At 62.0% G+C, this 25326-nt stretch carries 26 protein-coding genes; 7 read left to right on the plus strand and 19 right to left on the minus strand.

What is annotated here, in order from left to right:
• Positions 1-21: 21 nt before the first annotated feature.
• Positions 22-1311 (plus strand): amidohydrolase family protein, encoded by a 1290-nt coding sequence (locus BS629_RS01825; RefSeq protein WP_018246959.1) that lies wholly within the window; start codon positions 22-24, stop codon positions 1309-1311.
• 62 nt (positions 1312-1373) lie between these two features.
• Here the strand turns inward: BS629_RS01825 and BS629_RS01830 are convergent, their stop codons facing one another.
• Positions 1374-2072 (minus strand): ribonuclease activity regulator RraA, encoded by a 699-nt coding sequence (locus BS629_RS01830; protein WP_018246960.1) that lies wholly within the window; start codon positions 2070-2072, stop codon positions 1374-1376.
• Between the two features lie 27 nt (positions 2073-2099).
• Entirely contained in the window at positions 2100-2885 is a 786-nt protein-coding gene (locus BS629_RS01835; protein WP_018246961.1) for an SDR family oxidoreductase, read from the minus strand.
• A gap of 95 nt (positions 2886-2980) precedes the next feature.
• Between BS629_RS01835 and BS629_RS01840 the strand changes: the two genes are divergently transcribed.
• Positions 2981-3853, plus strand: a complete 873-nt coding sequence (locus tag BS629_RS01840; protein WP_018246962.1) for a LysR family transcriptional regulator — start codon at positions 2981-2983, stop codon at positions 3851-3853.
• 6 nt (positions 3854-3859) lie between these two features.
• On the opposite strand, the gene msrA is transcribed toward BS629_RS01840, so the two are convergent.
• A complete protein-coding gene (msrA, locus tag BS629_RS01845) occupies positions 3860-4369 on the minus strand; it encodes a peptide-methionine (S)-S-oxide reductase MsrA (RefSeq protein WP_018246963.1) in 510 nt (169 codons plus the stop codon).
• A 185-nt stretch (positions 4370-4554) separates the two neighbouring features.
• Here msrA and BS629_RS01850 point away from each other — a divergent pair, with 185 nt between their 5' ends.
• The 4 genes from BS629_RS01850 to BS629_RS01865 are packed head-to-tail and all read left to right on the plus strand — an operon-like array spanning position 4555 to position 8528.
• On the plus strand, positions 4555-5700 hold the full coding sequence (locus tag BS629_RS01850; protein WP_018246964.1) for an extracellular solute-binding protein: 1146 nt from the start codon (positions 4555-4557) through the stop codon (positions 5698-5700).
• Positions 5700-6590, plus strand: coding sequence for an ABC transporter permease (locus BS629_RS01855; protein WP_018246965.1), 891 nt, complete (start codon positions 5700-5702; stop codon positions 6588-6590). Before BS629_RS01850 ends, BS629_RS01855 begins: the two co-directional genes overlap by 1 nt.
• Positions 6587-7414: an ABC transporter permease gene (locus BS629_RS01860; RefSeq protein WP_003551980.1), complete on the plus strand. Its 828-nt coding sequence runs from the start codon at positions 6587-6589 to the stop codon at positions 7412-7414. Before BS629_RS01855 ends, BS629_RS01860 begins: the two co-directional genes overlap by 4 nt.
• A gap of 34 nt (positions 7415-7448) precedes the next feature.
• Complete coding sequence (locus tag BS629_RS01865; RefSeq protein WP_018448984.1) at positions 7449-8528, plus strand: ABC transporter ATP-binding protein; 1080 nt, start codon at positions 7449-7451, stop codon at positions 8526-8528.
• A gap of 19 nt (positions 8529-8547) precedes the next feature.
• Here the strand turns inward: BS629_RS01865 and BS629_RS01870 are convergent, their stop codons facing one another.
• The 16 genes from BS629_RS01870 to BS629_RS01945 form a co-directional block, all read right to left on the minus strand.
• Positions 8548-9381: an inositol monophosphatase family protein gene (locus tag BS629_RS01870; RefSeq protein WP_018246967.1), complete on the minus strand. Its 834-nt coding sequence runs from the start codon at positions 9379-9381 to the stop codon at positions 8548-8550.
• 96 nt (positions 9382-9477) lie between these two features.
• The gene (locus BS629_RS01875; RefSeq protein WP_018246968.1) at positions 9478-10371 is read right to left on the minus strand and encodes a ribokinase; all 894 of its coding nucleotides are present in this window, start codon (positions 10369-10371) and stop codon (positions 9478-9480) included.
• A gap of 24 nt (positions 10372-10395) precedes the next feature.
• Entirely contained in the window at positions 10396-11043 is a 648-nt protein-coding gene (locus tag BS629_RS01880) for a TenA family protein (RefSeq protein ID WP_018246969.1), read from the minus strand.
• 2 nt (positions 11044-11045) lie between these two features.
• On the minus strand, positions 11046-11888 hold the full coding sequence (locus tag BS629_RS01885; protein WP_018246970.1) for a BtpA/SgcQ family protein: 843 nt from the start codon (positions 11886-11888) through the stop codon (positions 11046-11048).
• A 35-nt stretch (positions 11889-11923) separates the two neighbouring features.
• Complete coding sequence (locus BS629_RS01890) at positions 11924-12697, minus strand: glutamine amidotransferase (RefSeq protein WP_018246971.1); 774 nt, start codon at positions 12695-12697, stop codon at positions 11924-11926.
• A 36-nt stretch (positions 12698-12733) separates the two neighbouring features.
• Positions 12734-13813 carry a phosphotriesterase family protein gene (locus tag BS629_RS01895; RefSeq protein ID WP_018246972.1) on the minus strand — a complete coding sequence of 360 codons (1080 nt, stop codon included), beginning with the start codon at positions 13811-13813 and terminating at the stop codon, positions 12734-12736.
• Positions 13814-13817: 4 nt separating this feature from the next.
• A complete protein-coding gene (locus BS629_RS01900) occupies positions 13818-14822 on the minus strand; it encodes an ABC transporter permease (RefSeq protein ID WP_018246973.1) in 1005 nt (334 codons plus the stop codon).
• Positions 14819-15640 (minus strand): ATP-binding cassette domain-containing protein, encoded by an 822-nt coding sequence (locus BS629_RS01905; protein WP_018246974.1) that lies wholly within the window; start codon positions 15638-15640, stop codon positions 14819-14821. Before BS629_RS01905 ends, BS629_RS01900 begins: the two co-directional genes overlap by 4 nt.
• Entirely contained in the window at positions 15637-16587 is a 951-nt protein-coding gene (locus BS629_RS01910) for an ABC transporter substrate-binding protein (RefSeq protein ID WP_018246975.1), read from the minus strand. The genes BS629_RS01905 and BS629_RS01910 overlap by 4 nt, the downstream gene beginning before the upstream one ends.
• Before the next feature lie 38 nt (positions 16588-16625).
• A complete protein-coding gene (locus BS629_RS01915; protein ID WP_018246976.1) occupies positions 16626-17648 on the minus strand; it encodes a LacI family DNA-binding transcriptional regulator in 1023 nt (340 codons plus the stop codon).
• A gap of 255 nt (positions 17649-17903) precedes the next feature.
• Positions 17904-18974, minus strand: coding sequence for an ABC transporter ATP-binding protein (locus BS629_RS01920; protein WP_018246977.1), 1071 nt, complete (start codon positions 18972-18974; stop codon positions 17904-17906).
• Positions 18971-19798 (minus strand): carbohydrate ABC transporter permease, encoded by an 828-nt coding sequence (locus tag BS629_RS01925; RefSeq protein ID WP_018246978.1) that lies wholly within the window; start codon positions 19796-19798, stop codon positions 18971-18973. Before BS629_RS01925 ends, BS629_RS01920 begins: the two co-directional genes overlap by 4 nt.
• Entirely contained in the window at positions 19795-20697 is a 903-nt protein-coding gene (locus BS629_RS01930) for a carbohydrate ABC transporter permease (RefSeq protein ID WP_003552007.1), read from the minus strand. The genes BS629_RS01925 and BS629_RS01930 overlap by 4 nt, the downstream gene beginning before the upstream one ends.
• Before the next feature lie 175 nt (positions 20698-20872).
• The gene (locus BS629_RS01935; protein WP_018246979.1) at positions 20873-22105 is read right to left on the minus strand and encodes an ABC transporter substrate-binding protein; all 1233 of its coding nucleotides are present in this window, start codon (positions 22103-22105) and stop codon (positions 20873-20875) included.
• 62 nt (positions 22106-22167) lie between these two features.
• A complete protein-coding gene (locus tag BS629_RS01940; RefSeq protein WP_018246980.1) occupies positions 22168-23070 on the minus strand; it encodes a sugar phosphate isomerase/epimerase family protein in 903 nt (300 codons plus the stop codon).
• An 11-nt stretch (positions 23071-23081) separates the two neighbouring features.
• Complete coding sequence (locus BS629_RS01945; protein ID WP_018246981.1) at positions 23082-24116, minus strand: Gfo/Idh/MocA family protein; 1035 nt, start codon at positions 24114-24116, stop codon at positions 23082-23084.
• A 134-nt stretch (positions 24117-24250) separates the two neighbouring features.
• Here BS629_RS01945 and BS629_RS01950 point away from each other — a divergent pair, with 134 nt between their 5' ends.
• Entirely contained in the window at positions 24251-25294 is a 1044-nt protein-coding gene (locus tag BS629_RS01950) for a substrate-binding domain-containing protein (RefSeq protein WP_018246982.1), read from the plus strand.
• Positions 25295-25326 lie beyond the last annotated feature (32 nt).

Here is a 25326-nt window from a genome sequence, read left to right on the forward strand (position 1 = left end):
CTTCTGTCCAATGAGGCTCCGATGTTCGATCTGATCGTCAGAAATGCAAATCTCCCCAATGGCCGAAACGGGATCGATATCGGTATCCAGGGCGGCAAGATCATCGCTGTCGAGCCTAATCTCCAGGCGCAGGCAGGAGAAGAGATCGACGCGACCGGCCGGCTCGCCACCCCGCCCTTCGTCGATCCGCATTTCCATATGGACGCTACGCTGTCGCTCGGCCTGCCGCGTATGAACGTGTCCGGCACGCTGCTCGAGGGCATCGCGCTCTGGGGGGAATTGCGGCCGATCGTGACGAAGGAGGAACTGGTCGATCGCGCGCTGCGTTATTGCGATCTCGCGGTCACGCAGGGCCTGCTCTTCATCCGCAGCCATGTCGATACCAGTGACCCCAGACTGGTGACCGTCGAGGCGATGATCGAGGTTCGCGAGAAGGTCGCGCCCTATATCGATCTGCAGCTGGTCGCCTTTCCCCAGGACGGTTATTACCGCTCGCCGGGCGCAATCGATGCGCTCAACCGCGCTCTCGACATGGGCGTCGATATCGTTGGCGGCATTCCACATTTCGAACGGACGATGGGTGAAGGTACGGCCTCGGTCGAGGCGCTCTGCCGCATTGCCGCCGATCGCGGCCTGCCGGTCGACATGCATTGCGACGAAACCGACGATCCACTCTCGCGCCATATCGAGACGCTGGCTGCGGAAACCATCCGCTTCGGCCTGCAGGGGCGCGTCGCCGGCTCGCATCTGACCTCGATGCATTCGATGGGCAATTATTACGTCTCCAAGCTCATTCCGCTGATGGCGGAGGCCGAGATCAACGTCATCCCCAATCCACTGATCAACATCATGCTGCAGGGCCGGCACGACACCTATCCGAAACGCCGCGGCATGACTCGCGTGCGGGAGCTGATGGATGCTGGGCTCAATGTTTCCTTCGGGCACGACTGCGTCATGGACCCCTGGTATTCGATGGGGTCGGGCGACATGCTGGAGGTCGGCCATATGGCAATCCATGTCGCGCAGATGGCCGGCATCGACGACAAGAAGAAGATCTTCGACGCGCTGACCGTCAATTCGGCGAAGACGATGGGGATTGCAGATTACGGCCTGGAAAAGGGATGCAACGCCGACCTTGTCATCCTTCAGGCCAGCGACACGCTGGAAGCGCTGCGGCTGAAGCCGAACCGGCTGGCGGTGATCCGCCGCGGCAGGGTCATCTCCCGCTCGGCGCCACGCATCGGTGAGCTTTTTCTGGACGGGCGCCCGGCCCGGATCGACGGCGGCCTGGATTACGCACCTCGCTATTGAAATGGGGCGAAAGCAAAAGGGCCGCGAAGCCGCGGCCCTCCTCAATCCGCCTGGCCTGGAGCCTATTTCTTCGAGGCCTCGTAGAGCGCCTTGGTTTCGGCGTTCATCGGGTAGAGGCCGGGCAGCGGGGTGCCTTCATCGATCCTGGTCATGATCCAGGCTTCCATGCGCTCCTGTTCCGGGGCTTCCGCCAGTACGGTGTCGAGTAGATCGGCCGGGATCAGCACCGCGCCGTCCTGGTCGACGACGATGATGTCATCGGGGAAAACAGCCACGCCGCCGCAGCCGATCGGCTGCTGCCAGGCGACGAAGGTGAGGCCGGCGACCGATGGGGGTGCTGCGACGCCACGGCACCAGACCGGCAGGTTGGTATCGAGCACGCCGGCAAGGTCGCGTACGACGCCGTCGGTGACGAGTGCGGCAACGCCTCGCTTCTGCATGCGGGCGCAGAGGATATCGCCGAAGATGCCGGCATCGGTGACGCCCATCGCATCGACGACGGCGACACAACCTTCCGGCATCGCCTCGATCGCGGCGCGGGTCGAGATCGGCGAGGCCCAGGATGCCGGCGTTGCCAGATCTTCACGGGCCGGAACAAAGCGCAGGGTGAAGGCCGGGCCGACGATGCGCGGCTGGCCGGGCTTCAGGGGAACGGCGCCGCGGATCCAGACGTTGCGCAGGCCCTTCTTCAGAAGAACGGTCGTCAGGGTCGCCGTCGAGACGGTCTTGAGGGTTGCTATCGCTTCAGCGCTGAGGGCCATCGGGAATCGGTTCCAATTCGGTTTCTGTCAGATGCTCTGGATCATGCCGCCATCGACGCGGATCACCGATCCGGTGAGATAGGAGGCAGGCTCGCTCGCCAGGAAGGTGACGACATTGCCATATTCTTCCGGCCGGCCATAGCGGCCGAGCGGAATGCTGCCGGTGCTTTCTGCGACGACGTCATCGATGGAGCGGTTTTCGCGTTTGGCCTTCTGCTCGTCGAGGAAGGTGATGCGGCCGGTGGCGATCCGGCCCGGCAGGACGATGTTGACGGTGATGCCGTCGCGCCCGACTTCGCGCGCCAACGTTTTCGACCAGCCGACCAATGACAGGCGCAGCGCATTCGAGATGCCGAGATTGGGGATCGGCGCGACCACGCCCGACGAGGTCGAGGTGACGATGCGACCCCATTTGCGCCCTCGCATCTCAGGCAGCACCCGATCGGTAATGGCGATGACGGAGAGCACCATGCTCTGGAAATACTGGTTCCAGAGCATCGGATCCTGGCCGGAGACGGTGGTTGGCGGTGGGCCGCCGGTATTGTTGACGAGGATATCGACCGGTCCGAACTGCTGTTCGATTGCAGCGACATGCGCATCGATCGAACCGAGATCGGAAAGATCCCATTGCAGAGCCAGTGCCTTGCCGCCTTCGGATTCGATCGCCGCCGTGGTCTTCTCAGCGGCGGCGAGGTCGATATCCGCCGCGGCAATTCTGGCGCCTTCGCGCGCAAGCTTGGCGGCAATCGCGCTGCCCAATCCGCCGCCGGCACCAAGCACCAGGGCCGTCTTGTCCTTCAGGCCGAAATCCATTCCATCCGTCTCCTCAATGATCGGCCATCTTTCGGAGCAACGGACTATAAATAAAATATGGCTTCTGCTTCGTTCAAGAGATAGAAAAACTATCGATGGACACACGTTTTCTCGAAACCTTCATTGTCGTTGCCGAGCGGCACTCGCTGGCAGAGGCCGCGCAGCGGCTGAACCTCACGCCTGCGGCCGTCGCCCAGCGCATCCGCGCATTGGAGGCCGAGCTCGGCGTGCGGCTGCTGGTGCGTTCCGGCCGCGTCATGCGGCCGACGGAGGCGGGTTTTGCCATTCTCGATCGCTGCAGGGATCTGGTGCGCGATACACGCGACCTGAAGGCGATGGCCGGCACCGCGACGATTTCGGGCGAGATGCGGATCGGGGCGATCAATACGGCGCTGACCGGCCTCGTTCCCGACATTCTCCACCGTCTCGCCCAGGACTATCCGCTGATCGAAATCTTCCTCAAGCCGGGCGCGTCGATGGACCTCTATGCCGAGGTTTTGAACGGCGCGCTGGATGCGGCCTTCATCATCGAACCTCGATTTCCGATGCAGAAGACACTGACCTTCAACAAGCTGCGCCAGGAACCCCTGGTGCTGATCGCTCCGCGGGACTGTGAGGGGGCGGATCCGCTCGAACTGTTGAAGACCCTGCCCTTCATTCGCTACGACCGCAACCAGTGGGGTGGTCACATCGCCGATGAATATTTGCGCGAGATCGGCATCCATCCGGTCGAGCGCTATGAGCTCGACGCGCTGGAGGCGATCGCGGTGATGGTAGACCGCGGTCTCGGAATCTCGATCGTGCCGGATTGGGCGCCGCCCTGGCCGGCTGGCCTTGATATCCTCAAGCTGCCCCTGCCCCGCTCGTCCGCTATGCGCACCGTCGGCATCGTGGTGACGCGATCCTCGCCGAGGACGAATCTCGTCGCCGCGCTTCTGGAAACCAGCCGCGCGGCGATGGGAATCTGATCAATTTCAAGCGATCTTCTGGCGGACCGGCAGTTTCCAGCCGGGCCGAACGAAATGGCAGGTATAGCCGTTCGGAATCCGCTCCAGATAATCCTGGTGCTCGGGTTCTGCCTCCCAGAAATCGCTAACCGGCACGACTTCGGTGACGACCTTGCCGGGCCACAGCCCTGATGCGTCGACATCGGCGATCGTATCCTTGGCGACACGCTCCTGCTCAGGGGTGACGTAGAAGATCGCCGAGCGGTAGCTCAAGCCAACATCATTACCCTGGCGGTTGCGCGTGCTCGGGTCGTGGATCTGGAAGAAGAATTCGAGGATTTCCCGAAAGCTGATCCTTGTGGGGTCGAAGATGATCTCGATCGCCTCGGCATGGGTTCCGTGGTTGCGGTAGGTGGCATTCGGCACATCGCCGCCGGTATAGCCGACGCGGGTCGAAATCACGCCCTTGTATCGGCGGATGAGGTCCTGCATGCCCCAGAAGCAACCGCCGGCGAGGACTGCACGTTCTTCGGTCATTGGATATCTCCTTTTCCGCAACAGATAGTATCTCCTGTCGCCGATTTCCACACGGTGCAAAGAGCACAGCTGTGCAATTTCCCTCAGATACCTCCGATCTGTCATGTCGATGTTACGCGCCGGCGCTAGCAAGGCCTCGGACAATCCTGCGGAGGCCGAGCCTCGACACCTGATGGAGACGGGTTATGAATAGACGCGAATTTCTGATCACATCGTCAGCTACAGCCGGTCTGCTGGCTCTTCCGCGTTTCGCATCGGCCGCAGCCGGCACGATCGATCTCTACAGCGGTTCGGATGCCAATATCGTCGACCTCTGGAACAACGTCATCCGCCCGGCCTTCGAAAAGGCGCATCCCGGCGTTGCCCTGAAGGTGACCGATGCCGGCGACAATAATGGCTTGCGCGCCATCGCCGACCGTGCGCTTGCCGCGCTGAAGACGAAGACCGATCCGCAAGCCGACCTCTTCGAGCAATTCGATCCGCGTCTGCCATCCGGCGGCATCGATGCCGGCCTCTGGGTGAAGTTCTCCGCCGAGAACATCGAGGGCTACGACCATATCAACCCGCTTGCCTTCGATACCCCCTACTCCCTTCCCTATCGCGGTTCGCAGGTCCTTCTCGCCTATGACACGACCAAGCTCGATCCGAAGGATGCGCCGAAGAGCTGGGATCAGCTCACCGCCTGGATCAAGGCCAATCCGGGCCAGTTCATCTACAACCGTCCCGACAAGGGCGGTTCGGGCGGAAACTTCGTCCGCCGCGCGATCCATGAGGCCAATGGCCGCGATCCGAAGAAGTTCAAGGTCGACAATTTCACCGCCGACTTCGCCACTGAGACGCTGACACCGGCCTGGAAGATCCTCAACGACCTCGCCCCGGCGCTTTACGACAAGGGCGCCTATACGGCCGGCAACACCCAGTCGATCCAGTTGCTCGCCCAGGGCGTCGTCACCATGGTGCCGGTCTGGTCGGACCAGGTGCTGCAGGCGATCTCCCAGGGTGTGCTGCCTGATACGACCGGCCTCGTGCAGCTTACCGATCTCGCCCTCTGCGGCGGTTTCTCCAGCATCACCGTCTTCTCCAACGGCGCCAACAAGGATGCGGCGCTGAAGCTTGCCGCATTCATGCTGACGAAGGAAATGCAGGAAGCGATCATCACCGAGATCGGCGGCTTCCCCGCCATCTCGTGGGATCACATCTCCGACGATCTTCGCAAGAAATATGCCGACGTTATTCCCTCAACCATTCCGACCTTCCCGGGAGGCGATTGGGAAAAGGCGATCGCCGACGGCTGGTACCGCAACGTCGCTCCGGGCATCAGCCGCACCTGATGTCCACTGACACTGCGCCGGCGGTTCTGCGCCGTCACCGGTCCATGAGAAGGGGGAGCTCTATCGGGCTCCTCCTCGTTGCTCTGCCGGTCTTCCTGGTTGCATGGCTGGTCGTCTTTCCGATCCTTTCGGCGGTCGTCGGCACAATCTTTGTTCGAGGCCCTAACGGAGCGACGGAATTCTCGCTTGCCTCCTACCGCTTCTTCTTCACCGACGGCTACAGCCTCGGCAATCTGTGGCTGACGCTCTGGACCACCGCCGTCTGCGGTATCCTGCTTCTGGCGATCGGCCTTCCGATCGCGCTTTACCTTCGGTTCTCGCAGGGGCGATTTGCCGCCTATGTGCAGGGCATGGCGATCTTTCCAATGTTCGTCCCATCGATCATCCTCGCTTATGCGCTGATCAGGACGATCGGCCCGAACGGCACCGTCGACCTGTTGCTGAATTCCGTCGGCCTACCCAAGCTGCGCACGCCCTATCTGACACCGTGGGGACCGGTCATCGGTCTCGTCTGGGACAATCTTCCGCTCACGGTGCTGATGCTGACATCAGGGCTTTCCTCCATTTCGAACAGTGCGATCGAAGCCGCGCGCGATGTCGGCGCAAGGCCGCTTCGGGTCTTCGTCTCGATCATCCTGCCGCGCATGGGTAACTCGCTGCTGGTGACTGCATCCTTTGCGGTGCTTGGCATCTTCTCCGCCTTCACCCTACCCTATGTGCTCGGCTCGACATCACCGGAGATGATGGGGCCGTTCATGCAGCGCACTTTCGCCGATATGAACGACCCGCTGAACGCCATGACCCAGGCCGTCATCACATTCGGCTTCTGCCTGATCTTCGGCATCCTCTACATCAGGTCGATCGCCCGCAACCGCGAGGCCCAGCCATGAATGCCGGCAGATCGAGCTTCGGCCTGCGCTTCGACTGGATCGGCCTGCTCTTCGCGTGCCTGCTGACGCTGTTCATCGCGCTGCCGCTTATCGTCGTCGGCACATGGGCCTTCACCGAGATCTGGCGTTACCCCTCGGTGATCCCGCAGCAGTTCGGCCTGCGCTTCTGGGGCCAGACGCTGGCGCGCGGGGATGTCTGGGACGCACTCTTCCTCAGCCTGCGGCTGACGACGACGGTCACCATTCTTTCGGCCGTCATCTGCCTTCCTGCCGCTTACGCCTTCGCGCGTATGCGCTTTCCCGGCAGGAACATCCTGTTCCTGTCGTTTCTGGCATCGCATGCCTTTCCGAAATTCGGCCTGCTCGTCGCCATTGCCGGCATCTTCCTGCAGCTCGGCCTGATCAGCACCTTCTGGGGCGTCGTGCTGATCCAGCTCGTCGGCACGCTGATGCTGATGATCTGGATTCCCGTGGCAGCCTTCCAGAATGTCGACCGGCGCATGGAAGAGGCAGCACGCGATGCCGGTGCAACGCCGCTGCGCGTCTTCTGGTCGATCACGCTGCCGCAGGCGGCGCCGACGATATCAGCCGCGCTGCTCTTGACCTTCGTCGGCACTTTCTACGAGACCGAAGGCGCCTGGCTGATCGGCGCGCCCGAGATTCGTACCATGCCGGTGCTGATGATCAGCTTCATCAACAACCAGATCGTCGTGCAATACGGCGCCGTGCTCTCCGTCATGCTGTGGGTGCCGTCCTTCATCGCGCTGATGTTTGCACGCCGCGTGATCGGCACCGGCGCCTTTGCGAGAGGCTTCGGCGCGTGAAGCTTTGCGTGTCAGTTCAGGGAAGGGTTTGAGAATGGCACATCTGGCGATCGAAGGCGTTTCGAAGCTGTTCGGGACCACTTTTGCTGTTCGCGACTTCTCGCTCGAAGTCGGCGACGGCGAGCTCGTTTGTCTGCTCGGGCCATCTGGTTCCGGCAAGTCGACGCTTCTTAGAATGATCGGCGGCTTCGAGCGACCGAGCGGCGGAACCATTCGCATCGACGCGAAGGAGGTGACTACGCTGCCGCCCGAGCGGCGCCCGACCGGTATGGTGTTCCAGAGCCATGCGCTCTGGACGCACATGGACGTCTTCAACAATATCGCTTTTGGCCTGAAGCTCCGCCGGCTGCCGAAAGCGGAAATCCGTGAGCGTGTCGAGGCTGCACTGGCGCTTGTCGGTCTTGCCGATTACGGCCGCCGGATGACGACGCAACTGTCGGGCGGCCAGCAGCAGCGTGTCGCCCTTGCCCGCTCGCTCGTGCTCGAGCCGAAGATCCTTCTGCTCGACGAGCCCTTCGCCAGCCTCGACCAGCATCTGCGCGAGAGGCTGCGGGAGGAGGTGCGCGATATCCAGCAGCGCCTCGGCATCACCACGCTCTTCGTCACGCACGGTCAGGACGAGGCCTTAGCGCTGGCCGACCGCATCGTCGTCATGCGCGACGGACGCACCGAACAGATCGCGCCACCAAGCACCATCTACCGACAGCCGCAGACGGCCTTCGTCGCCGGTTTCATCGGCTCGATGAATTTTGTCCAGAGCCGCGTTAGAAACGGTGTCTGCGAGCATCCGCTCTTTCCGCTTGCCGTTCCCGTCGAGGACGGGCCGGTGACGCTGGCCGCCCGCCCGGAAGCGCTGACGATCCGTCCCTCGGATCGGGCGGATGCCGCGACAGTCCATCGCGCCGTCGATTTCGGCACCCACAAGATGGTCGATGTCGATCTTGCCGACGGCAGCCGTCTGAAGGCGATGGTGGCGCCCGACGATCGCGTCCGGGCCGGGATGAGGGTCGAGCCGAGCTTCGCCGGCTTTTTCGTCTTCCGCGACAACGAACTCGTCCATCAGTCGATGCCGGCAAAGGGCGATGTGGAGATCGAAGAGCTCCTGCGGGTTTAGACGCTCCGAATGCGCCGATTCACGCCTTGCTCTCGAAGCCTTCCAGCAGCCAGGGATGCAGCGCCTTGCTGGCGGCAAGGATATCGCCCCGCCCGTCGACTTCGGCCCCAGAAAACCGGGTGACGATGCCGCCCGCCTCTTCGACCAGCAGCGCCGAGGCGCCGAAATCATGGATCGCGAGCCCGTCCTCGAAGAATCCGTCCAGCCGGCCGCAGGCGACATAGGCGATCGACAGTGCCGCCGAGCCGAGCCGGCGCACACCCGCCGTATTGGCCATCAGCCGTCTGACGGCTTCGAAATATGTCTCTTCCGCAACCGCCTTGACCTGGCCGGGGATCGGCAGGCCGGCGCCGACAAGCACATTCTCGATGTCATCCACATCGGCGCAGCGGATGCGTTCGCCGTTGAGATAGGCGCCGCCGCCGATCTCGGCGCTGAACAGCTCATCCTGCATCGCGTCATAGACGACGCCCATGACGAGCCTGCCGCTTTCGACGATCGAGATGGTCATGCCGAAATGCGGAATGCCCCAGGCGTAATTGGTCGTGCCATCGATCGGGTCGATGTAGATAACAGGCGTTTCCGGCGCGGCCGTGCGGTTGCCGACGGCCTCCTCGCCCTGGATGGCATAGTCCGGGAAGGCCTTCGTCATCTCGTCGACGATGATCCGCTCGACGGCGACATCGATTTCGGTCTGATAATCGCGCGGCGCCTTGGCGAGCATTTCTGCCGACGTTCGTCGCCGCAGCGAGCCACGGGCGGTTTCGCCCGCCTTCAATACCGTTTCTGCAAGCACGACGAGGCGGGACGAGGCGGTCGGGGAAAGACGCGCGGAAATCGAGGGTGATGTCATGAGGAAAGTCCGGATGTAACGGAGGGAATCGCGAGAAGCCCATCCCTTCGCAGAGGCTGATGATGGTTTTATGAAACGCCCGTCACACCGAGCCGGTTATGTCAGGATCGCTTCAAGCTCGGAAATGGTCGGAAACGCCTTTCTGGTTCCATGTCTTGAGACGGTGATAGCCGCGGCCGCGACTGCGTGTTCGATGGCTAGCCGGTCCAGCCGCTGCCGGCGCAGCGCGCAGGATGCTAGTGCTGCGGCCATGAAGGTATCGCCTGCGCCCGTTGTATCCACAACATCGCAGACCTGGGCGGGCACTTCGATGCTGTCGTGCCGGTTCACGAGCGTCGCGCCATCGCCGCCCAGCGTCAGGACGACGTCTCGCAGGCCCCGGCTGAGCAGATATTCGGCAGCCTCCCTGCCCGTCGTTCCCGTCAGGGTCTGCGCCTCGCCCTTGTTGAGGAAGGCGATGTCGATCAACCCCCAAAGATCAGAGAAATAGGAGCGCACCGGCGAGGGATTGAAGGCGGTGACCATGCCGATCGCTCTTGCATGCTCCAGGATCTCGCGGGTCGTCTGGTCGGACAGATTGCCCTGCAGCATCATGAGATCGCCGGTGCCGGCCGTCGAGAGGATCCGCCTGACATCGGAGAGGGACAGGCTCTGCGCCGATTCCGTCGTCGTGACGATGGCATTTTCGCCGCCCGGCAGTCGGAAGATGATCGAGACATCGCTCGATGCATTTTCCATTTCGATCAGTTCGCTCCGAAGCGGTTCGTCCGCGAGGTAATGGCGAATGGTATCGGCCCTCGCATCCCTGCCGACAGGCGCTACCAGCGTTGTCGGAACGCCGCAGCGGGCCATGACGACCGCCTGGTTCGTGCCCTTGCCGCCGAGATCGCTGCCACCGGCATTGCCGAGGATGGAGGCGCCGATGACGGGAAGTTCGGAAACGGCGATGGTTTCGTCGATGGCGACGTTACCGACTATATAGGCGCGCATGCATCTGCTTTCGCAAGGCTGAAGCTAAAGGTAAGGCGCATCGTGAAAATCGATCTCGAGCTGCATCGCCCGGCCGAAGATCGCGCTGAGCCGCGCTTTTTCATCCTCTTCCAGCGTTTCTCCTGCCATGTCGAGTTCATTCTTCAGCCATTGCGCCTGGGCGGCGAAATTCGGATCGACATGCAGGTCGACCCATTCCTTCAACAGGGGATCGCTGATCGGGCGGTTAGCCGCTTCCTTCGACCAGGTCCAGTACATCCACTCGGCCGCAAACATCGCCGCAACCGTGTCGAGGAAGCCGCCCTGGCGGGCGATCTCCAACATACCGGCGCGAAAGGCCTCGACCTCGGCGATGCCGGTATCGAAGGACGAGGGATCGATGCGGCGGCTGGCGAAGGTGCGCTCGAAATAGGTGATCTGCTCGTTGGCAAGCGCGTCGAGAACCGCGATCAGCCAGCGCTTCTGCGTCATCGTCCTGGCGGTCGCCGCCGCATAGGCAAAGATCGAAATGGCGCTGTCGACGAAGGCGCCTTCATAGACGAGATAACGCTCGAAGGCCGCCTTGCTCAACGTGTCGTTTTTCACATCTTCGACGAAGCGGTGGTTCAGCATCGCGCCAAGGACAGCGTCGTTCTCGCGCAGGATGCGGGCCGAAAGGCTCTCTGCCGCCATACTCAGCCCTCCAGTCCCGGTTCGGCCGCCGCCCGGAAGGTGCGCACGCGCTCGACGTCGACGGGGTTCCACCAGACGCCGCCGTGCTTCAGCGAGGAAGCGACGATGACGCCATTGGTGCGGCTCAGAATATCGACGATATTGTCCTTGTTGACGCCGGAGCCGACGAGCAGCGGCAGGTGTGTCGCCGCGCCGATTTCCTCGATCTCCTCCATCGTTGCCGAATTGCCGGTCCGCTGGCCGGTGGCGATGACGCCATCGGCATCGAAGAAGGCGAGATCACGCGTCAGCTCCTGGATCGAGCGGTCGGCGACGACGGCGTGGCTGCCATGCTTGACGTGGCTGTCGGCGAAGACCTTGATGTGCTCGGCCCTGAGCAGCGAGCGGTAGCGCATGGCTTCGGCCGCCCTGCCCTCCATGAAGCCTTCATTGGCGACATAGGCATTGGCCCATTGATTGACGCGGATGAATTTGGCGCCACCGGCCGTGGCGATGGCGAAGGCCGGGATCGGCGCGTTGGCCAGCACGTTGACGCCGAGCGGAATGCCGGCCGCGCGCGCGATCCGGTCGGTGACAACAGACATGAAGCCAGTCGTCTCGGGGCCGATATCCTCGGGCTTCGAGAACGGTACATCGCCATGATTTTCGATGATCAGCCCATGCAGGCCGCCTTCCACGCAGGCTTCGGCGTCGCGCATGCACGCGTCGTAAATCGCATCCATCGCAGCACCCCGGTAGCGCGGCGCGCCCGGAAAGGCCGGGCAATGGATCATGCCGATCAGGACCTTGTCCCTGCCGAAGATGTCCCTGATGGCGTTGGACGGCCTGTCCGAAATTTCCTGCATGTCATTCCCTTTCCAATTCCCGCCGCGTGCTGAAATCACGCCTGCTTTTCCGTGAGCCAGCCGAGGATGTTCTTCCAGAGCCGGCCATAACCTTCCCATTCGCAGAAAGCGGGCGACAGCCAGTGCGGGCCGATATCCGACGTCCAGGCCGCCGTCCGCCCAGTGCCATGCGTGCCGACGACGAGCAGCGGATGGCCGCCCTGATCCTCAGGCAGGCGCGCGACGATCTCGACATCGGCACGGTCTCGCACTTCGACCTCGTTGACGCCGAGAAGCACCGGCCAGGCGCCTTCAAGGCCCTGCATTGTCGGATGCTCCGGCTTCACCACTTCGGCAACAGTTCCCTCGGGAATTTCGACGCGGTCGTCATAGGGCAGGCACGTGACGGGCAGCGTGTCTTCGACGGGGGTGCGCCGCCAGCGGGCCTTGCCGTCGATGCCCTGGAAGGAGAAGTAGCCACCGACCATCAGCAGGCCGCCGCCCTTCTCCACCCACGCCTTCAGAAGCTTCAGCCGGTTCGGCACGGTGCGCGAATGCAGCCACACATCCGGGGGCAGCAGCAGCGAATTGGCGCCGATATCGGAGAGAATGATGGCGTCGTAGGCGTCGAGCCCGGTCATCTCAAAGGGGAATTTCTCCACCGCCTCGTGCGCCGGCATATAGGTGAGCTCGAAGGCGCTGCCGGCGAGCGCCTTCACCAACGGTTCGGCGCCAAGATGGAAGGTGACGCTGCCGAACTGGTCGAAGCCTTTGTAATGCGTGGCGGAGCTGACCCAGCTCTCGCCGACAAGGAGGATTTTTTTTGTCATGGTCTGCCGTACCTGTGATCGATTGAATGGATGGAGCTAGGCTCCGGCATGAAAGACGCGGCGCGGATTGCTGCGCATCATTTCGTCGAGAACCGTCTTGTCGAGGCCGTGCCGCTGAAGACGGGGAAGGAAGTGGCGAAGGATATAGGCGTAGCCATTGCCGCCGTAACGCGTCAGCATCATCTTCAGAAAGACATCGTGCGACAGGAGAATCCGGTCGAGATAGCCGGCCTCGACGAGACGCACGATCGCGCGCGCCGCCTCCTCGTCGCTCGGGCACTGCACCTGCTGGTCGGCATAGAAGAAATCCATGCCGATCATGTCGTATTCGATGAAGGCGCCGCGCGCGGCCAGCTCGCTTTGATAGGCGATGTCGTTATGCGACGGGTTCATGTGGCAAAGCACGGTGTGGCGGAGATCCGCCCCCTCTTCCGCCACCACGTCGAGCACGCGGTGGCCGAGACGGAACCAGCCTGGCAGATGCACCATCAGTGGAAGTCCGGTCAGCACCTGCGCGCGTGCGGCACCGCGCAGCGATTTCTCCTCCTCGGCGGTGAAATCCGAGGAGACACCGATTTCACCGATCAGCCCGATCCTGACGCCGGTGCCGTCGACGCCTTCCCTTGCCTCGCGGACGATCTCCAGTGCGATATCATCGACGCTCATCGCGGCGACGTTTTCCGGATGTGAGGAGCCGAGGTAATAACCCGCCCCCATCACGATGTTGAGGCCCGACGCTTCGGAGATACGCCGGAGCGCCAGCGGATCTCGGCCGATGCCCTTACAGGTCGGTTCCACCACGGTGCGCCCGCCCGCCGTGGCGAAGTCCTTGAGCTCGGCCACCGCCAGATGTTCGTCGTCGAGCGTGATATTGTGCTTGTTAACGAAGGGATCCTGCCTGAGCTCGCCGAGGATCTCCATGCAGACGAAGCTTTCGGCGAGATATTGCCGTTCCGGCGTCTTCGGCGTGTGCCACCAGCAGCGGCAATCGTTGAGGATATGCTCGTGCATCAGTGTCACGCCGAGCGCATCCGCCGAAATCGGACCGGTGACGGTCATCACCTTGCCGGATCGGACATGCGCTTCGGACAAGCTTTCTGCCGTCTGCTCGCTCATCGCTTCATCCTTTCCTGCCGAGCCGGAAATGGAAATTGGCCGTGAAGATGCGCGTGTTCAGCCAGATGGCGACGAGGATGATGGCGCCGGTGACGATCTGGGTGAAGAAAGGCGATATGTGCATCAGGATCAGGCCGTTGCCGATGACGGCGATGGTCAGCGTGCCGAGCACGGTGCCGAGGATGGTGCCGCGTCCGCCCATCAGCGACGTTCCGCCGAGCACGACGGCGGCGATTACCTGCAGCTCGAAGCCGACGGCGGCATTGGACGAACCGGAGCCGAGGCGAGCGGCGATCAGCAGACCGGCGACCGCGCAGGCGATGCCGGAGATGATATAGACCGAGGCGATGATCCATTTGGCGGGCATGCCGACGCGCCGAGCCGCCTCCATGTTGGAACCAACAGCCACGACCTGCCGGCCATATTTCGTCGCGGTGATGACGACATAGCCGAGAATGGCGATGATGACGGCGATGATCGCCGGGATCGGGAAGCTCAGGATTTCGCCCCGGCCGAGCGCAAAGAAGCCCGGCGCATCCTTGATCGGGATGGAATAGCCCTGGGTCAGATAGAGCGCCAGACCGCGCAGGATCGAGAGGCCGGCAAGCGTAACGATGAAGGCCGGAATGCCCTGATAGGCCGTGAACCAGCCCTGAACCAGCCCCATGAAGCCACCGAGCACGATCATGCCGATGACCACGGACGGCCAGGGAACACCCATCGCCATGACGATCGCCGCGACCGCATTGACGAGCGCGACCTGCGAGCCGACCGAAAGATCGATGCCACCGGTGATGATGACGAAGGTCATGGCGATGGCAACGATCAGGATGGGAGCAGCCTGCCGGACGATGTTCAGGATATTGCCGAGCGTGAAAAAGGTTTCGCTGCCGATCGAGAAGAAGATCATGCAGGCCAGGAAGAAGATGGCGATCGACAGGACCTGTGCATGTTCGCCGAAGAAATCGGCGATGCGCGAGCCATGGCCGCGTTCCGTATAAGCCGTCATTGCCTGGCTCCTTCACCGACGATCAAATGGACGAGATCCTCGAGGTTGGTGCTGCCGATCTGCCGTTCGGCCACTTTCGTGCCCTCGTACATCACCGCAATGCGGTCGCAGACCCGGAAGAGATCCTGCAGCCGGTGGGTAATGAGGATCACCGAGACCCCGTTCGCCTTGACGCGGTTGATCAGGGCCAGAACCGCCTCGACCTCGGCGACGGCAAGTGCTGACGTCGGCTCGTCCATGATCAGCACCTTGGGCTTGAAGGAAGCGGCGCGTGCAATGGCGATCGCCTGACGCTGGCCGCCGGAGAGCTGGGCGACCTTGCCGGTCAGCCTTGGGATGCGGATCTCCAGCGAATCCAGCATCTTGCGGGCTTCGGACAGCATCGTCCTGGTGTCGAGAAACGGCCCGCGGCTGAGTTCGCGGCCCAGGAAGAGATTGCCGACGACATCGATATGGTCGCAGAGGCTGAGATCCTGGAACACCATCTCGATGTTTCTGCCACGCGCATCCGCAGGGCCGGAGAAGCGAACCTCTTCGCCTTCCATGGTGATGGTGCCGGCATCGGGAATGTAGGTTCCGGAGATGATTTTCGTCAGCGTCGATTTGCCGGCGGCGTTATCGCCGACAAGGCCCAGGCATTCGCCGGGGAAGATGTCGAGATCGACGCCGCGCAGGGCCTGGTGCGAGCCGAACGACTTCCGGATACCGCGAAGCGAGATGCGCGGGTCGGATCGGGTGCCGCCGGATGTTCCGGTTCCGGAGGGTGCGACCCCTCCGGAACCGGCGGCAGCGATGTCACGCTGTCCGCTTTCGATCATTTGAAGACGGCCCGGTACGGCTCGACATTCTCCTTGGTGACGATGGTGATCGGCACCGAGATCGTCTTGGTGACGGCTTCGCCGGCCGAGGCCTTGACGAGCGCGTCGACGGCGGCACCGCCCATTGCAGCCGGATCCTGCTGGACGACGGCGACGACGAAGCCGGCATCGATGCCGGCAATGGCTTCGGCAGTCAGATCCCAGCCGAACACCTTGATCTTATCCTGCTTGCCTTGGCTCTGGACAGCGGCGATCGCCCCCATCAGGGCCGGCTCGCCGGTGGCGTAGATCGCGGTCAGATCGGGATTGGCGGTGATCAGGTTTTCAGCCGCCGCAAGAGCGTTGTCCTGGATGTTCTGGCCATCGACGACGCCGGCCATTTCAATGCCGTCGACGCCTTTCAGGGTCTTCTCGAAGCCCTCTTGGCGGATGTTCTGGATGAACGAATTCAGCGCGCCGACGACGCCAAGCTTGGCCTTGCCGCCCATGTTCGCCTTGACGTAGTCGAGGAAGTATTTGCCCATATCGGCGCCGGCCGCGGCATTGTCCACGCCGATCTGCGCCTTCTGTGGGCCATCAGGCAGGATGGCGTCGATGGCGACGACAGGAATGCCGGCATCGGCCGCCTGTTTGACCGCCGGCATGATGCCGTTGACATCGATCGCCACGACGGCAAGACCGGAGACCTTTTCCTGGACGTAGGTTTCGATCGCGCTGTTCTGCGCGGTCGTCTCGTTGTTGGCGTTGAAGATCACCAGTTTGACGCCGGCGGCATCGGCCGCCTTCTGGGCGCCCTCATTCATCTGATTGAAGAAAAGCGCCTGCTGGTTGATCTGCACCAATGCGACAGTCTTTTCCTGCGCAGCAGCGCTGGACAGGCCGATGAAGGTCAATGCCGTGAAGCTGGCGGCTGCGATCATCGTTCGTCTTGTCAAATTCAGTGTCATGTTCTCATCCTCTTTTGGTTTTTTGACGTTGCTGATTGTTATTTCGCAGGCGGCGCAACGGAGTTCCGCACCACGATTTCGACCGGCACGAGCTCTTCCGAAGCGGATGGTTTCCACTCGTGCCAATTGGTTTCCAGAAGCAACTCCAGCGACCGCCGGCCGATCTGGCGCACCGGCTGGCGGATGGCCGTCAGCGGCGGTGCAAAAAGATGAAGCGGACCGACATCGTCGAAGCCGATGACCGAGATGTCATCGGGGATCGACACGCCTTGGCTTCTGAAGACCTCGACCAGCCCGATGGCGATCTCGTCGGAGCTGGCGAAGATTGCGGTCGCCTTTCGGTCTCCGGAGAGATAGTCGAGCGCAGCCGCACGGCCGTATTCGATCGTATATTCGCCGGCATAGCGGTCGGCCCGGGCCTCGTCGCCATGCCGTTCGCTGAGCGCCTTCAGCAGGCCGTCATAGCGCCTGCGGGCGCTGATCATGCGCTCGTCACCGCCGATGAAGAGCACATGGCGATGGCCTTGCTCGGCCAGATGCCGGCCGGCGAGATAACCACCCTGCTCGTTGTCGCAGAACAGCTTCGGCGCTTTCGAATCAGGAATGTCCTCGTCGACGATGATGACCTTGCCGCTGCCGTTGATCAGCGCGGCAAGCGCGCCATCGTCGGGGTGGTTGGTGACGAAGATCAGGCCGTCGACGTGATTGCGTTCGATCAACTGCAGATATTCGATCTCGCGCCCCGGCCGGTTGAGGGTGGCGTGCAAGGAGACCGCGAGCTTTTTTTCATCGGCCGCCTGCTCCACGGCGGCGACGAGGGTCGCGAAGAAGGGATTGGCGATATCGGGCACGACGAGACCGATCGTATCCGAACGCCCCCTGCTTAACCGACGCGCATGCGGGTTCGGCCGGTAGTTCAGCGTCTTGATCGCATCCTCGATGCGCTTCTTGGTCTGAAAGGGAAGATCGAGACTGCCGTTGACGAAACGCGACACGGTGGTGACCGACACGCCAGCGGCGGCCGCAACATCCTTCAAGCTTGGTGTCGTTCCCTTGGCCATTGGCTGGACCTATTGTAAAGCGGTTTAGTAAAGCGCTTTACAAGACAATATCGATTGCTCGCCGTTGTCAACGGCGTTGATCGTGCGGGATTTGTTTTTCTTGCGATTCGATCAAAGCTCGACCGGACGGGCCCTCAGGCGATCGTCGGGTCGAGCTTGTCGCGCAGCCAGTCGCCGGTCGTGCTTTCGAGATCTGGCTCGACGGCGTCACCCGGTTCGATTTTATGACAATTCCAAGCCGACAGGCTGCTGCCTTTATATGACGTGATCCGTCGACGCGTCGAAGAGATGGATCTGGTCCGGATCGACCGAAAGTCCGATCATATCTCCTGCCTTGACCCTGTCGCGGCGCGTCTCGACGATCGTCAGTTCCGGTTGGGTCTCCGCGACGATGAAGGTCGAGGAGCCGGTCGATTCGACGAAGGCGATCGGCACATCGAAACTGCCATGTCCGGGCTCGACGACGCCGATATGCTCCGGCCGGATGCCGGCGATGAGCTTACGTCCAGGCTCGATGGCGCGTGATATCGCAAGCGTCTGCTTCACCGCGCCGAAATCCAGGACCAGGCTCTTGCCATCTTCGGCGGCAATCGCGGGAATGAAATTCATGGCCGGTGAGCCAATGAAACCGGCAACAAACCGGTTGGCCGGCCGGTCGTAGAGGTCGAGCGGCGCGCCCTGCTGTTCGATGATGCCGTCGCGCATCACCACCACATGGTCGGCCATCGTCATCGCTTCGACCTGGTCGTGTGTCACGTAGACGAAAGTTGCGTGCAGCCGGTCGTGCAGCGACCGGATTTCCTTACGCATGTGGACGCGAAGCGCAGCATCGAGATTGGACAGTGGCTCGTCGAACAGGAAGGCCTTCGGATGGCGGATGATGGCGCGGCTCATGGCGACACGCTGGCGTTGGCCGCCGGAGAGCTCGCGCGGATAGCGCTTCAGGAGATGCGAGAGACCCGTCGTCGCCGCTACGTCCTCGGCGGCTTTCTTGGCCTCCGCCTTGGCGATGCCGCGGATGCGAAGACTGTAGGTGAGGTTCTCTTCCACCGTCATGTGCGGATAGAGGGCATAGGACTGGAACACCATGGCGACGTCGCGCTTGCGCGGCGGCACGCCGTTCATCAGCTCGCCGGCGATCCTGAGATCGCCCGACGAAATGCTTTCGAGGCCGGCAAGTGAGCGCAGCAGCGTGGACTTGCCGCAGCCCGAGGGGCCGACGAGCGCGACGAAAGTGCCCTTGGCGATCGAAAGGTCGATGTTCTTCAGGGCGTGGAAGGCGCCGTAATATTTGTTGACGCCTCTGAGCTCGATCTGTGTGGTCATTTGAGGGCTCCAGAGGTGAGGCCGGATACGATGCGGCGCTGCAAGAGAACGAAGATGGCAAGGATCGGCGTCACATACATCGTGGCGTAGGCCATGATGTTGTTCCACTCGTTGGTGTTCGGTCCCATGAAGGAATTGAGACCGACGCTTGCCGGCTGAAGGTCGACCGCCTGGATCATCGACTTCGAATAGACGAATTCGCCGAAGGCCTGCATGAAGATCAGGATGGCGCTGACCAGGATGCCGTTGCGGGCAAGCGGCAGCACGATGTTGAAGAAGGCGCCGACGCGCGAATTGCCGTCGACGAGGGCCGCCTCCTCCAGTTCCTGGGGAACGCTCATGAAGGTGGCGCGCACCAAGATGACGAAGAAGGGCATGCTCTTTGCCGCGACCGCGATGATGACGGCAAGGCGCGGAGTTGAAAGTAGGCCGAGTTGCGAGAAGCCGACGAAGATCGGCGTGATCATCAGCGATGCCGGAAGGACCTGCAGCATCAGGATCAGGAACAGGCCAATATCCACCCAGACATTGCGGTATCTGGCGAGCACATAGGCACAGCCGACGCCGAGCAGGGTGATGAGCGCCATCGAGCCGAGAGCGATGACCAGCGAGTTCCAGAGGTAGCGGCCCATGTCGCGGCTTTCCCAGACATAGGCATAGGTGCCCCATTGGGGTGCAGCCGGCCAGAAGCTCGGCGGCGTCGCGAACATCTCCGAGCCGCTTTTCAGCGCGGTGATGTACATCCAGTAGAGCGGGAACAGATAGATCGCCGCCATGACGACCGATATGGCGAGCATCAGGCGGTCGCGGTTCGTCGTCATCATCCGCGCACCTCGTGGCGTGTGGACCGGACATAGACGACGGACGCGAACATGACGAAGACGATCATGATGACGGAGATCGTCGCGCCCTTGGCGAAGTCGTATTGGCGGAAGGAGAGATCCCATGCCCAATATTGCGTGACATTCGATGAATTATTCGGCCCGCCCGACGTGATCGCGGCGAAAAGATCGAACTGCTGCAAGGTGAAGATCAGGCCAAGCGCGATGATGGCGCCGATGGTCGAACGCATCATCGGCAGCGTGATCGTCCAGAAGCGCTGCCAGACATTGGCGCCGTCGAGTTCGGCCGCTTCGTAGAGATCGGCGGGAATGCCGGCAAGGCCGACGGAAAGCAGGATCATGTTGAACGAGGTGCCGAGCCAGACATTGGCGATGATGACGGCATAGAGCGAGTAATGCGGGTCCGAGCGCCAGAAGATGTTGCCCGAGATGATGCCGCTTTCCTTCAGAATGAAATTCAGCACGCCGAAATCGCCCGACAGAATCCAGTTCCAGATGGCGCCGACGACGAGGCCGGGCATCACCCAGGAGACGAGGAACAGGCCGCGCATCCATGAGGCGCCGGGAAAATTGACCCAGAAGAACAGCGCCAGTCCGAAGCCGATCAGGAACTGGCCGGCGATGGAGCCGACGACGAAGATGACGGTGTTGTAGAGGATCGGCAGCGTTTCCGGCTGCGCGAAGAGGTCGGTATAATTCTTGAAGCCGACGAAGGGGCGCGAGAAGGTCCCGAGGCTGAACATGTCGACCTCCTGGAAGCTCATCACGACATTGTAGATCAGCGGCAGCCCCGCCATCAGGAACAGAAAGCCGAGCGGGAAAGCGACCAGCACGATATCGAAACCGCGGCCGTCCCTGACGCTCATCAGGATCCTCTTCATGGGTCCTCCGATACTCCGAACGGGGCCGCCTGGCGCATGATGCGGAAGACGGCCCCTGCCGGGAGGAAATGATGAGATGAACCGAGGTTCATCCGGTTAAAAGACGCGTTGCTTCCGGTTCCTCTTCTCCCCGCTGGGGAGAAGAGGGAGCAAGCGGCTCTCTCGCAGCCAATGATCAGCCTAGTACTGCCTTGATCTTGTCGGCTGCCTGGTCGAGCGCGTCTTTCGGGCTCATCTGGCCGGTCAGCGCTGCCTGGATCGCGTCCTGGATCGCCTTGGAGATCTTCGGCCATTGCGGATGCGGGCCGCGCGGCTTGGCGTATTTCAGCTGTTCGAGGAAGACCTTGAGGGCTGCATCCTTCAGCGGCTGGCCGGTCTCAGGGATCGAGATGTCGGAACGGGCCGGAAGCTGGCCGAAGTTCTTGAACATCTTGTCGTCCTGCGAGGCGAAATATTCGAGCGCCTTGAAGGCTTCGGCCGGATGTTTGCTGGTGGCGAAGATCGCCCAGTTGAAGTCGCCCATGGCCGAGGAGCGTTCAGCCCCTTCCTTGGGAACCGGGAGCAGAGTGACGCCCCAGTCGAACTTCGCTTCCTGCGTCATGCGGTCGAGCTCCCACGGACCCGAGATCGCCATTGCCGCATTGCCTGAGTTGAAGGTGCCGGTCGAATCCCACTGGCCGCGCGTTAAGGTGTCGGGAGAAGCAAGCTTCTCGTCCATGATCGTCTTCCAGATTCCGAGCGCCTTCACCGCACCATCAGCATTGATGTGCTCATAACTGCCGCCGCCCATCTGTGCCCAAGGAAGGAACTGGAAGGTGCCCTCCTCGTTGGCCTTGGCCGAGAAGGCGAGACCGTAGACGTTCTTGGCGGGGTCGGTCAGCTTGCGCGCATCCTCGACCAGTTCGTCCCAGGTCTGCGGCGGCTTGCTCGGGTCGAGACCCTTGGCCTTGAACATGTCCTTGTTATAGTAAAGCGCGATCGTATTGGTCGCCTTCGGCACGCCAAAATACTTGCCGTCCCACTCGACTGATTTCAGCGGGCCGGGGAAATAATTCTCCGGTTTGATGACGGTCGACTTGGCGATCATGTCGGTGAGATCGAGGAAGGCGCCGCGCGACGAGAACAGCGCATGCTCCGGATTGTCGACGGCGATGATATCGGGCGCCTGGCCGGTCGCATAAGCGCGCATGGCCTCGGTGACGACGTCGTCGAACTGGATCAGCCGGTATTCGATCTTGATGCCATTGTTCTGGGCGTTGAACTCCTTGACGAGGTTCGGCGCCGGCTGGGTGTCTTTGTCCAGCGACCAGAGCGTCAGCGTGACGTCCTCGGCCTTGGCCGAAAGACCAAACAGCGAGACGCCTGCAAGCGCGAGAGCGCCCAGAATTGCATATTTGCGGATAGCCATGGTTCTCCTCCTTTGTGGTTATCCCCGTTTCCGGCAATTCCTCCTTGCCGAAAACGATATCATCAGATGGGATCGACGACGAATTCGCCGCCCCGGGCATGCTTGAGGTGGTTCAGCGCATAGACCTGGCCGGTCATTTCAAGCGCGTCGCGATAGACGGGGTCGTGCCAGCCTTCGATGTCGATCGAGCCGGACCAGCCGGCAAGGCGCAGCTCGGAAATGATGTCGGTCCAATTGCTGTCGCCGAAGCCCGGCGTGCGCATGAAGACGAACTTCTCCTTGCCGAAGATGCCGTGTTCCTTGATGACCTCCCAGCGAATGGTCGCGTCCTTGCCGTGGACGTGGAAGAACTTGTGCGCCCATTTGCGGATCTGCGGCAAAGGGTCGATCAGATAGACCATCTGATGGCACGGTTCCCATTCCAGCCCGATATTGTCATCCGGCGTCTCGTTGAAGATCAGCTCCCAGGCATCGGGATTGTGGGCGATGTTCCAGTCGCCGCTTGCCCAGTTGCCGTCCATGGCGCAATTCTCGAAGGCAATCTTGACGCCCTTGTCGGCCGCCCGCTTGGCGAGTTCGCTCCAGATCTGCCTGTAGCGAGGCAGGCTGTCTGTCAGTGGCTTGCCGCGGATGCGCCCGGTGAAGCCGGCAACGCAGGTGGCGCCGAAGTGATGGGCATTGTCGATGCAGTGCTTCCAGCCCTGCAACGTCTCGAGGTCGATTGCGGTCTCTTCCAGCGGATTGCCGAACATGCCGAGCGTCGAGATGGTGATGTCGCGGTCGCCGATCGCATCGAGGCAGCGCTTGCCGAGTTCGGCAAGATCCTGGCCTTTGGTCGTCTGCCAGAAGAAGGGTTCGAAGCTTTCGAAGCCCATGCCGGCGATCTCGCCGATGCGGGTTGCGGCATCGCCCTTGTTGCCGCTGACCATGGTACCGATACGAATGGATTTTGCTGGGTTGCTCACGTCACTTCATCCTATGCTGAAATTTCGACACGCCTGCCCGTCTTGGCGCTTTCGATTGCGCCGAAGACCATGGCAAGGCTTCTGATATTGTCGGAATTGACCGTCTCGGGCTGTGTGCCGGTGCCGATCGCCGCGATGAAGTCGGCGATGACGCTGGCGTGACCATGGGTTTCCTCGTCATGTTCCGGACCGGGAACGTTTACGGCAGCGAAGCCGCGTAGAAGGCCGGGCTCTTCGCCGGCGATGGTCGCCTTGAAACTCTCTTCGCCATCCCAGGTGAGCATTCCCTTCGAGCCGACGAGGCGCCACTGGCTTTCCCAGCTGGTACGCTCGCCCTCGGCGCACCAGGAGCCGCGGTAGGTGAAGACGATGTCGTCGGAAAATTCGAAGATGGCATTGGCTGAGGCGCCATGCCGGTACCACGAACCCTTTGGATTGCGCTCGACGCAATAGACGGCGAGCGGCTTCCTGTCGGCAACGTAGCGCGCCGCATCGAAGGTGTGGATCGCCATGTCGAGAAGCAGGACGTTGTCCATCTCTTCGCGGAAGCCGCCGAAATGCGGCGCCAGGAAGAAGTCGCAATGGATGCCGGTGAGTTCGCCGATCGCGCCGCTGTCGACGAAGCGACGCAGACGCCTGACGCCTGATATGAAGCGACGGTTCTGGATGACGGCGTGGATGCGGCCGGTCTCGGCGGCAAGATTGACCAGCGCAGCGCCCTCGGCAAGCGAGGCCGCCATCGGCTTTTCGCTGAGCACATGGCAGCCGGCCTTGAGTGCCGTCGAAACGACGTCGTAGCGCGCAGCCGGAATGACGATGTCGAAGACCAGGTCGGCCTTCGTGGCCGTGATGACGTCGGACAGATCCGAACCGATGACGGCGCCATCAATGCCGAACTCCGCGGCAAGCTTTTCCGCCGTCTCCCGGTTCAGGTCGACAAGGCCGACGATGGTGATGGAGTCGGCCAGCAGAGGGTTGGAAGCGATGGCTCGCAACCAACCTTTGGACATAGCTCCGCACCCGCACAGAATGGCACTGAATTTCACGATTTCCTCCGAGGGAATGGCGCCAACTCCTCGTGACACGCACTCCGTAAACGTTTACGACTGTATGCGGAAACATTTTACCGTGTCAATAGAGGCGGAATGCGAAATTGCAGACCGAAGGAAAATCGCAGTCGATGAAGGGGATTCGCCAGCTTGCCGAATACCTGGACATCTCGATCGGCACGGTGTCCCGCGCGCTGAACGGCAAGCCCGACGTCAATGAGGAAACCCGCCGGCGGGTGCTGGCGGCGGCCGACGAACTCGGCTACGTCGCCAACCAGTCTGGGCGGAGCCTGAGGCAGGGGGAGACGAAGGTCATCGGGCTGATGATCGAATCCAGCAAGGAAACGGTCGAGAACGCCGACAACTTCTTCCTCGGCGTCACCAGCGGCCTGCAGAGCGTCTTTGCCCGCCACAAGCTCGACCTCATCATGTTGCCCTGCCCGAGCGACGAGGACCCGCACGAATATCTGAAGCGGATGGTGGCGCGGCGCATCGTCGATGCGATGATCATCTCGGACACGCAGCGCGTCGACCGGCGCATCGACTTTCTGTCGCGGGCGAAGATCCCCTTCGTCGCGCTCGGCCGCAGCCTTTCGGCCAGCAATTTTCCCTGGATCGATCTCGATTTCGAGGGCGTGGCCGACCATGCCGTCGAGCGGTTGATCGCGCTGGGACATCGCCGGATCGCAATCACTGCGCCGTCGAGCGAGGCCAACCTCGGCTATCTCTTTATCGAAAGCTATCGCCGCGCGCTCGAGCGGCACGATATTCCCTTCGACCCCTCGCTCGTCATCCGCGTCAAGTCGAGTGAACAGGGCGGCTATCAGGCGGCTCACGAGCTGCTGCTCCTCGAAGAACGGCCGACGGCGGTGATCCTGATCTACGAGCTGATGGCGATCGGCCTTTATCGCTGCCTGATGGAATCGGGCGTCATGCCCGGCCGCGACCTTGCGGTGATCGGCTTCCGCGACGCTCCGCGCGCACGGTTCCTGCAGCCCTCGCTCAGCTGCTTTCGCATGTCGCTCTACGATCTCGGCGTCGAACTCGGCCGGATGCTTCTCGCCAACATGCCGGTCTATCGAGAGTTTTATCCAGGCGACGGGCGCAACATTATCTGGCCGCTCGAACTGATGGCGGGCGAAAGCGACGCGTTTCGGGTTGGGGTCATGGCCTGAGCGCGATCGGCTTGCTTCCGGAAAGCAGAAAG

Source organism: Rhizobium leguminosarum bv. viciae USDA 2370 (genome assembly GCF_002008365.1).
GTDB classification, from domain to species: domain Bacteria; phylum Pseudomonadota; class Alphaproteobacteria; order Rhizobiales; family Rhizobiaceae; genus Rhizobium; species Rhizobium leguminosarum.